At 70.1% G+C, this 8,710-nt stretch carries 4 protein-coding genes and 1 pseudogene; 3 read left to right on the forward strand and 2 right to left on the reverse strand.

Annotated features, from left to right (window positions below):
- Positions 1–831 precede the first annotated feature (831 nt).
- Positions 832–1,281 carry a PTS sugar transporter subunit IIA gene (locus SSQG_RS06160; RefSeq protein ID WP_003988859.1) on the forward strand — a complete coding sequence of 150 codons (450 nt, stop codon included), beginning with the start codon at positions 832–834 and terminating at the stop codon, positions 1,279–1,281.
- A 78-nt stretch (positions 1,282–1,359) separates the two neighbouring features.
- On the forward strand, positions 1,360–3,030 hold the full coding sequence (gene ptsP / locus SSQG_RS06165) for a phosphoenolpyruvate--protein phosphotransferase (RefSeq protein WP_003988861.1): 1,671 nt from the start codon (positions 1,360–1,362) through the stop codon (positions 3,028–3,030).
- Between the two features lie 69 nt (positions 3,031–3,099).
- Here ptsP and SSQG_RS06170 read toward each other — a convergent pair whose 3' ends face one another.
- Complete coding sequence (locus tag SSQG_RS06170) at positions 3,100–3,990, reverse strand: hypothetical protein (protein ID WP_003988862.1); 891 nt, start codon at positions 3,988–3,990, stop codon at positions 3,100–3,102.
- Between the two features lie 178 nt (positions 3,991–4,168).
- Entirely contained in the window at positions 4,169–6,136 is a 1,968-nt protein-coding gene (locus SSQG_RS06175; RefSeq protein ID WP_003988863.1) for an acetoacetate--CoA ligase, read from the reverse strand.
- 212 nt (positions 6,137–6,348) lie between these two features.
- Between SSQG_RS06175 and SSQG_RS06180 the strand changes: the two are divergent.
- Positions 6,349–8,710, forward strand: a pseudogene (locus SSQG_RS06180) (glycoside hydrolase family 31 protein); the annotation flags it as partial.

Raw genomic sequence — 8,710 nt, forward strand, 5'->3', positions numbered from 1 at the left:
CCCGTCGTCGCCTTGGTGAGCCATTACCTCACCAACAAGCTGATAGGCCGCGGGCTCATCCTGCACCGCCGGAGCTTTCCACCATCACGGATGCCCGCGATGGTCAATATCCGGTATTAGACCCCGTTTCCAGGGCTTGTCCCAGAGTGCAGGGCAGATTACCCACGTGTTACTCACCCGTTCGCCACTAATCCACCCCGAAGGGCTTCATCGTTCGACTTGCATGTGTTAAGCACGCCGCCAGCGTTCGTCCTGAGCCAGGATCAAACTCTCCGTGAATGTGTACCGGTAATCCGGTGCTACACCACGAGAGCGGAACAGTCAGGCGGAATAAGCCCGACCATTCACAGCGTCCTCGCTGTGTTTATTTCAAAGGAACCTCGTCCCAGCCTGATGGCCGGAGACGGGGTATCAACATATCTGGCGTTGACTTTTGGCACGCTGTTGAGTTCTCAAGGAACGGTCGCTTCCTTTGTACTCACCCTCTCGGGCTTTCCTCCGGGCGCTTCCCTTCGCTGTTCCAAACTCTATCAGTGTTTTTCCGACTCTCTGCCCACCGTCCTGCAGGCATGCAGAAGGTGACCCCGAGATAGGATCTGACAAGTTGGGTGCTGCCGGGCCAGGGCGCAAGGTTGTGTCGCTCAGCCCCAGGCAGGAGAACGACTGTACATGCGGCTACAGAGCGGGTGCAAATCGATGTGCGGTATGGTCTAGACCACTTCGGAGTGCTCGCGCGGAACCGGCACTTCACGTGACATACGCTGCTGAACAGTGTGCCGCCCGGTACCGCAGGGACGGCCCATATCGATCTCCACCCCTGGGAGGCTTCCCATGACCACCGTGACGTCCCCGCTCGCAGGACGCGCCATCGGACTGGCAGCCGTGCCGGATCCGGTCTTCTCCGGGGCCATGGTCGGCCCGGGTACAGCGATCGACCCCGTACGTGAGCCCTCCGAGGCCGTCTCTCCCGTGGACGGCGTCATCGTCTCCCTGCATCCGCACGCGTTCGTCGTCGTCGACGAGAACGGGCACGGCGTGCTCACCCACCTCGGTATCGACACCGTGCAGCTCAACGGCGAGGGTTTCGAGCTGCTCGTGAACAAGGGCGACACCGTCCGGCGCGGTCAGGGCATCGTGCGCTGGAACCCTGCCGCAGTCGAAGCCGCCGGCAAGTCCGCGGTCTGCCCGGTCGTGGCGTTGGAAGCCACGGCCGAAGCGCTCTCCGATCTTCGCGACAACGGCGATGTGAAGGCCGGCGACAGTCTCTTCCTCTGGAAGTGACGTCAGTGCCGTCGTATGACGGCGAGTACGACAACCAACGCGGCGGTGGGAGCCGCCGCACTATCGGAGACGGGTGAGATGGAGACAACGCTGCGAGGCGTCGGTGTGAGCCACGGTGTGGCGATCGGCGAGGTTCGGCATATGGGAACGGCGGTGCTGGAGCCGCCCGCGAAGCAGATCCCGGCTGAGGAGGCGGAGCGTGAACAGGGGCGCGCCCGCAAGGCTGTGGAGGCGGTCGCGGCCGACCTGATGGCGCGCGGCAACCTCGCGGGGGGCGAGGCCCAGGCGGTGCTCGAGGCTCAGGCCATGATGGCCCAGGACCCCGAGCTGATAGCTGATGTGGAACGGCGGATCGCCGTGGGGAGCACGGCCGAGCGCGGGGTCTACGACGCGTTCGCCGCGTACCGCGAGCTGCTGGCGGGTGCCGGTGAGTACCTGGCCGGTCGCGTGGCGGACCTCGACGATGTGCGGAACCGTATCGTCGCCCGTCTGCTGGGGGTGCCGATGCCTGGCGTCCCCGACAGCGACGAGCCCTACGTCCTTGTCGCCCGGGACCTGGCGCCTGCCGACACCGCGCTGCTGGACCCGACGCTGGTGCTCGGCTTCGTCACGGAAGAGGGCGGTCCGACCAGCCACAGTGCGATTCTGGCGCGGGCTCTCGGTGTGCCGGCCGTGGTGGCGCTGCCGGGTGCCGGGGAGCTCGCAGAAGGCACGATGATCGCCGTCGACGGCAGCACGGGTGAGATCTTCGTGGATCCCAGCAACGAGAAGAAGGCCGAGCTCGAAGCTGCGGCCGCCGCGCGCAAGGCGGCGCTGGCCGCCGCGACCGGGCCCGGTGCCACCGCGGACGGTCACAAGGTGCCGCTGCTCGCCAACATCGGTGGGCCGGCGGATGTGACCGCGGCGGTCGAGGCCGGTGCCGAGGGCGTCGGTCTGTTCCGTACCGAGTTCCTGTTCCTCGACGACAGCAAGCAGGCGCCGTCCGAGGAGAAGCAGGTCGCCGCGTACCGCCAGGTGCTCGAGGCGTTCCCCGAGGGACGTGTCGTGGTGCGGGTGCTGGACGCGGGTGCGGACAAGCCGCTCGACTTCCTCACCCCGGGTGACGAGCCGAACCCGGCGCTCGGCGTGCGCGGGTTGCGGACGCTGCTGGATCACCCGGACGTCCTGCGTACCCAGCTGACGGCGCTCGCGACGGCCGCGGAGGGGCTGCCGGTCTACCTCGAGGTCATGGCCCCGATGGTGGCGGACCGCATCGACGCCCGGGCCTTCGCGGACGCATGCCGGGAGGCCGGCCTGCGGGCCAAGTTCGGCGCGATGGTCGAGATCCCTTCGGCCGCGCTGCGGGCCCGCTCGATCCTTCAGGAGGTCGAGTTCCTGTCGCTGGGGACGAACGACCTCGCCCAGTACACCTTCGCCGCCGACCGTCAGGTCGGTGCCGTCTCCCGTCTGCAGGATCCGTGGCAGCCCGCGCTGCTCGACCTGGTCGCGCTGTCCGCCGAGGCTGCGAAGGCCGAGGGCAAGAGCTGTGGTGTCTGCGGTGAGGCCGCGTCCGACCCGCTGCTCGCGTGTGTGCTGGCTGGTCTGGGCGTCACCTCTCTCTCGATGGGCGCGGCATCGATCCCCTATGTCCGGGCCACGCTGGCGAAGTACACGCTGGCGCAGTGTGAGCGTGCCGCCGCGGCGGCACGGGCGTCGGACAGTGCCGAGGAAGCGCGCAACGCGGCGCAGGCGGTGCTGTCGGGCGAGTAGGCCGGGTGCGGACGGCCGACGGCTGCCCGGGAGGGGCGCTTCACTGCGGTGGGGCGCCCCTCCCGCGTGTCAGTGGTTGTGCCCGTGCGCGGGCTTTTCCTCCCCGAGGTCGGGCGGCTCGCAGTAGTCGACGTTGGATTCCGGTGAGATGAGCTCGCCGGACTCGGCGTCGGTGCAGTAGGCGTCGAAGACCTCGCCCGCCGTGAGGGGTACGAGTCCGTATCCGCGCAGGCGCCAGCCGTAGACACGGTCCGGGGTGCCTGGTGCGCTGGCGCGGATGACGAGTCCGCCGGGGCTTTCGGTGGCCAGGCCGAGCGCCAGGACCGTGGTGAACTCGAGGGCTTCGGTCTCGTCCAGGTCGAGGGCGTCGCCGGTGTCGGTGGCGTGGAGGGCGGCGACGAGTGTTTCGGGCGGTCCGGTGACGCTGCAGACGAGGTGCCGGTCGCCGCGCGGGGCCGTGTCGAGGATGCGGACGAGGAGCTCCGAGGCACGGCCGAAGGCGGCGCGTCCGATGTCCTCACCGCACGAGCCGCAGGCACCCAGGCGGGCGAGGAGCGTGGTGGCGTACTCCCAGGTGGCCTGCCGCACCGCTTCGTCGACGAGGACCGGGAGGAGGTCGGTCAGGGGCCGGCCGTCGTAGGGAAGGGTCGGGCCTGTGACCGCGAGTTGTGCCGTGAAGCGAGTGCGGCTCGACGGGGTGTCGGGGTCCAGGTCCTTCTGTGTGCAGAACTCGGCGTACTCCTCGGGGTCGAAGAGGGCGATCGTGGTGTGGCTGCCCTGCAGGGCCCGTGCCCTGAGGAGGCCTTCCACGTGCTTGAGGTAGGCCGCGTGGTCGTCGAAGGTGAAGCTGCGGTAGCGCCGCATGACCCGGAAGTCGTGTTCGTCGGTGAGCAGGCCGATGGTGCCTGCGATTTCGCGTCGCAGGACACGTCGCATGGTTCGGCTGTCGGTGTGCGCCATGTGTTTCCCCCTGTGCACGGTCGATCAATGCTCACTCACAGTAATCGACGGCACTGACAACGAGGGTGGGCGGAGCTGATCGACGACTCGCCGGCAGATAAGTCCGCAGGTCACAGCCATGTGGTTGCTATGACCTGCGGCATCGGTGCCGGTGACGAGAAGTAGTCGAGGGCTGGAGTCAGGCGCGTTTGCGGGCCAGGTCCTCGTAGAAGGTGAGCAGGTCGAGGTTGTCGATGGAGCCCGGGTTGACCGCCTTCTCCAGGGGGGTGCCTTGGAGAAGGCGTTTGACCGGGACCTCGATGCGCTTGCCGGTGAGGGTATGCGGGACGCCGGGTACTTCGATGATCTCGTCGGGGACGTGGCGGGGTGACAGTTGCTCGCGGATCGTCTGCTTGATGCGGTTGAGCAGCGCTTCGTCGAGGGCGGCGCCGGGGGCCAGGTGCACGAAGAGGGGCATCCAGTAGCCGCCGTCGGGCTGTTCGATGCCGATGACCAGGGACTCCCTGATTTCGGGGAGGCGTTCCACGGCCTCGTAGATGTCGGCGGAGCCCATGCGTACGCCTTGGCGGTTGAGCGTCGAGTCGGAGCGGCCGTGGATGATCACAGATCCGCGGGAGGTGACGGTGATCCAGTCGCCGTGCCGCCAGACGCCGGGATAGGTGTCGAAGTAGCTGCCGCGGTAACGGCTGCCGTCGGGGTCGTTCCAGAAGTGGATGGGCATCGACGGCATGGGGTTGGTGACCACGAGTTCGCCGACCTCGTCCACCAGGGGGTTTCCGCTCGGGTCCCATGACTGCAGGTCGGTGCCGAGGCAGGGGGCCTGGAGTTCGCCGATGTGGACGGGGAGGGTCGGGACGGCGCCTGCGAAGCAGGAGCACACGTCCGTGCCGCCGCTGACGGAGGCGATCCAGAGGTCGTCGCGGACCTCGTCGTGGAGCCAGCGGAAGCCGTCGGGCGGCAGGGGTGAGCCGGTGGTGGCTACGCACTGGACGGAGGAGAGGTCGTAGTCGCGGGACGGGTGCACGTCCGCCTTGCGGCAGGCCATGACGTAGGCGGCCGAGGTGCCGTAGAGGGTGGCCTCGGTGCGTTCGGCGATGCGCCACTGGGCGCCGGTGTCCGGGTAGCCGGGGCTGCCGTCGTAGAGGACGATCGTGGTGCCGGTGAGCAGGCCGGAGACGAGGAAGTTCCACATCATCCAGCCGGTCGAGGTGTACCAGAAGAAGCGATCTTCGGGTCCGAGGTCGCAGTGCAGGCCGATCTGCTTGAGGTGCTCGACCAGGATGCCGCCCTGCGACTGGACGATGGCCTTCGGCAGGCCGGTGGTGCCGGAGGAGTAGAGCACCCACAGGGGGTGGTCGAAGGGCACCTGCTCAAAGACGGGGTCCGTGTCGGCGGAGGTGAGCGCCGTCCAGTCCAGGGCGCCCTCGGGCGGTTCGGTGCCCAGGAGGGGGATGTGGACGACAGCGCGCAGGGTGGGCAGTTCGCGGCGCAGTTCGGCGACGGTCTCGCGCCGGTCGTGTTCCTTGCCGCCGTAGCGGTAGCCGTCGACCGTGAACAGCACGACCGGTTCGACCTGCTGGAAACGGTCGAGGACGCTGCGGGCGCCGAAGTCGGGCGCGCAGGAGGTCCAGACGGCGCCGACGGCGGCGGTGGCGAGGAGGGCGGCCACGGCCTGCGGGATGTTGGGGAGGTAGCCGCTGACGCGGTCTCCGGGGCGCACGCCGAGAGCGCGCAGCTCCGCTGCCAGGGAGCCGACCTGGCGGCGCAGCTCGGCCCAGGTGACGTGGCGTGGTTCATGCGTCTCGTCGACGTACAGGAGAGCCGGTTCGTCCGCGCGGGTGTCCGCTGCGCGCAGGGCGTGTTCGGCGTAGTTGAGGGTCGCCCCGGGGAACCACTGGGCGCCCGGCATCGCCCGGTCGCCCAGCACGCGCGCGTAGGGGGTGGCGAAGCGGACGTCGAACCACTCGGTGACGGCCTTCCAGAAGGTCTCCAGCTCGTCCACTGACCAGCGCTGCAGCGCCGCGTAGCCGCCTTCGGCGGGGGCGCCGTGGTGCTCGGCGGCCCAGGCCTGGAACCTGGTGATCCGTGCGCGGGCGATGCGCTCGGCGTCGGGCTGCCAGAGCGGCTGGGGACTGTCGGTCGGCATGGTCGGCTCCCGGACTGTGCGCGTCGTGTGCGTCCTCCGCGCACGGGCTGGGGTGTGCGCGTGGCGCGGCTGGCACGGACAATGCCATGTGATCGACTTCGGCACCAGGGTGCGCCGCACATAGTCCTTGTCGTGAAGATGTGGTTCCGGCACGGGTGAACGACAGTTGAACGGCACCCCCGCACGGGGTGGTCAGTGGCAGGGTGAGCAGCATGAACGGTCGTGACCTGGTGCGTTCGGTGAAAGCGGTGGGGTCGGTGGGGACGGCGCAGGGTGTGCGGACCGTACGAGCAGCGTGGCGCAGGCGGCGGGCCGACGCCACCGGGCTTCCGGCGCGGGGGGCGGAGCGCGCGCGGGTGCCCGGGACCGTGCAGGAGGTGGAGCCGGGGCCGGGGGGCGGGGTCGTCCGGTTCAGCCGGTCGGAGCTGCGGGTTCTCGTGGCCGTGAACGGAGCGGTGTTCTTCGGTTGGGACGGGGCGGAGCCCGAGCCGTCGTATGCGCTGGCAGGGCGCTGTCCGGAGCCGGATCCCCGGGCGGTGCTGGAGCCGGACAAGGACGGCGGCTGGCGGGTGGTGGCCGAGCGGTTGACGGTGGTGGTCTCGCGGCACGGCGCGGTCGAGGTGCGTACTCCCGGTGGCGTGACCCTGCGTCGGGATCTGCCGCCGCGCTGGTGGGAACCGGTCGGTGGCGGCCCGGCGCGGTGGATGCAGCGGGCGGAGGTGGCTGCCGACGCGCGGTTCTTCGGGCTCGGTGGACGTGCCGCGGGGCCTCGGCTGCGGGACGGCACTTACCGGTTGTGGAACACCGACCCCGGCCGCGCCTTCGCGCCGGGGGACGACCCGCTGTACATCACGATGCCGGTGCAGGTGGTGGTGGCCGACGGCGGTACGCACCTGGTGTTCCACGACAGTTCCTGGGACGGCGCGGTGACGCTGCGGGAGGGCGAGGAGGGCGCGGGGTCCGGTCACGACCGGGCCGGGACGAGCGAGCTGCGGATGGACGGCGGTCCGCTGCGCTGCTGGGTGATGGCGGGGACTCCCGCGCGCGTGCTGCTCGCCTGGGCGTCGCTCACCGGGGCGCCCGCGCTGCCGCCGGCGTGGGCGCTGGGCCATCACCACGCGCGGTGGGGGTTCGGCAGCGAACAGGAGGTGCGGAGGATCGTCGCGGGTTACCTGGAGCACGGGCTGCCGCTCGACGCCGTGCACCTGGACACCGACCACTTCGACGAGCATCAGGTGTTCACCGTCGACCAGGACCGCTTTCCGAAGCTGCCCGTCCTGGCCGAGGAACTGCTGCGGGACGGCATCCGGCTGGTGTCGATCGTCGATCCGGCCGTCAAGGCCCTGCCCGGCAACGCCGTGTACGACGGCGGGACGGCCGAGGACGCGTTCGTGCGGGAGACGTCGGGGGAGGTCGTGGAGGGCGTCGCCTGGCCCGGTGAGGCGGTGTTCCCGGACTTCACGCACGCGCGCGTGCGTGAGTGGTGGGGCGGTCTCTATAAGGAGCGGCTCGCGCACGGGTTCTCGGGTTTCTGGCACGACATGAACGAGCCGACGTCGTTCACCGCCTTCGGGGAGTCGACGCTTCCGCGTTCGGCGCGGCACTCCTTGGAAGGGCGGGGCGGTGACCATCGTGAGGCGCACAACGTGTACGCCCTGTGCATGGCCAGGGCGGGCTTCGAAGCGCTGCGCACACTCGCGCCGCTGGAGAGGCCGTTCCTGTTCTCCCGGTCCGGATGGGCCGGCATGCAGCGCTACGGCGGGACCTGGTCGGGCGACGTGGCGACCGGCTGGCCGGGCCTGCGGGCGTCCCTGGCACTGGTGATGGGGCTCGGACTGTGCGGTGTGCCCTACTCGGGGCCGGACATCGGGGGCTTCGACGGGGATCCGTCACCCGAGCTGTACCTGCGGTGGTTCCAGCTGGGCGCGTGGCTGCCGCTGTTCCGCACGCACGCGAGTCTGCGGGCGGGGCGCAGGGAGCCCTGGGAGTTCGGTCCCGAGGTGCTGGAGCACGCGCGCGTGGCGCTCGTCGAACGTCGGCGGCTGCTGCCGTACTTCATGACCCTGGCGCATCTGGCCCGGCGTACCGGAGCTCCCTACGTGCGGCCCCTGTGGTGGTCGGCGCCGGAGGAGCGGGCGCTGCGTGACTGCGGGGACGCCTTCCTGCTGGGTGACAGCCTTCTGGTGGCGCCGGTGCTGGACCCCGGCGCGGACCGGCGTGCCGTGCAGCTGCCGCGCGGGCGCTGGTACGACACGGTGACGGAGCAGGCGTACGAGGGGCCGGCGCAGGTGCTCGTCGAGGCGCCCCTGTCGCGGATCCCGGTGTTCGCACGCGCGGGTGCCGTGCTTCCCGTACGCGGGGAGGACGGCGGTCTGGAAGCTGGAGGTGTGGGCGCCCGCCCGGGGACGGACCGGGGGCGGGCTGGTCGTGCCGGACGGGGGCGAGGGATGGGACGAGCCGGAGATCGAGCGGTACAGCGCTCGGTGGAGGGGCTCGCGGGTGGTCGTCGAGCGGGAGGGTGAGGACGGCGGGGTCGAGCCGCCGTACCCGGTGCGCGTCCGCGGGGCCGGGGAG

The sequence above is a fragment of the Streptomyces viridochromogenes DSM 40736 genome, from assembly GCF_000158955.1.
GTDB lineage: Bacteria > Actinomycetota > Actinomycetes > Streptomycetales > Streptomycetaceae > Streptomyces > Streptomyces venetus.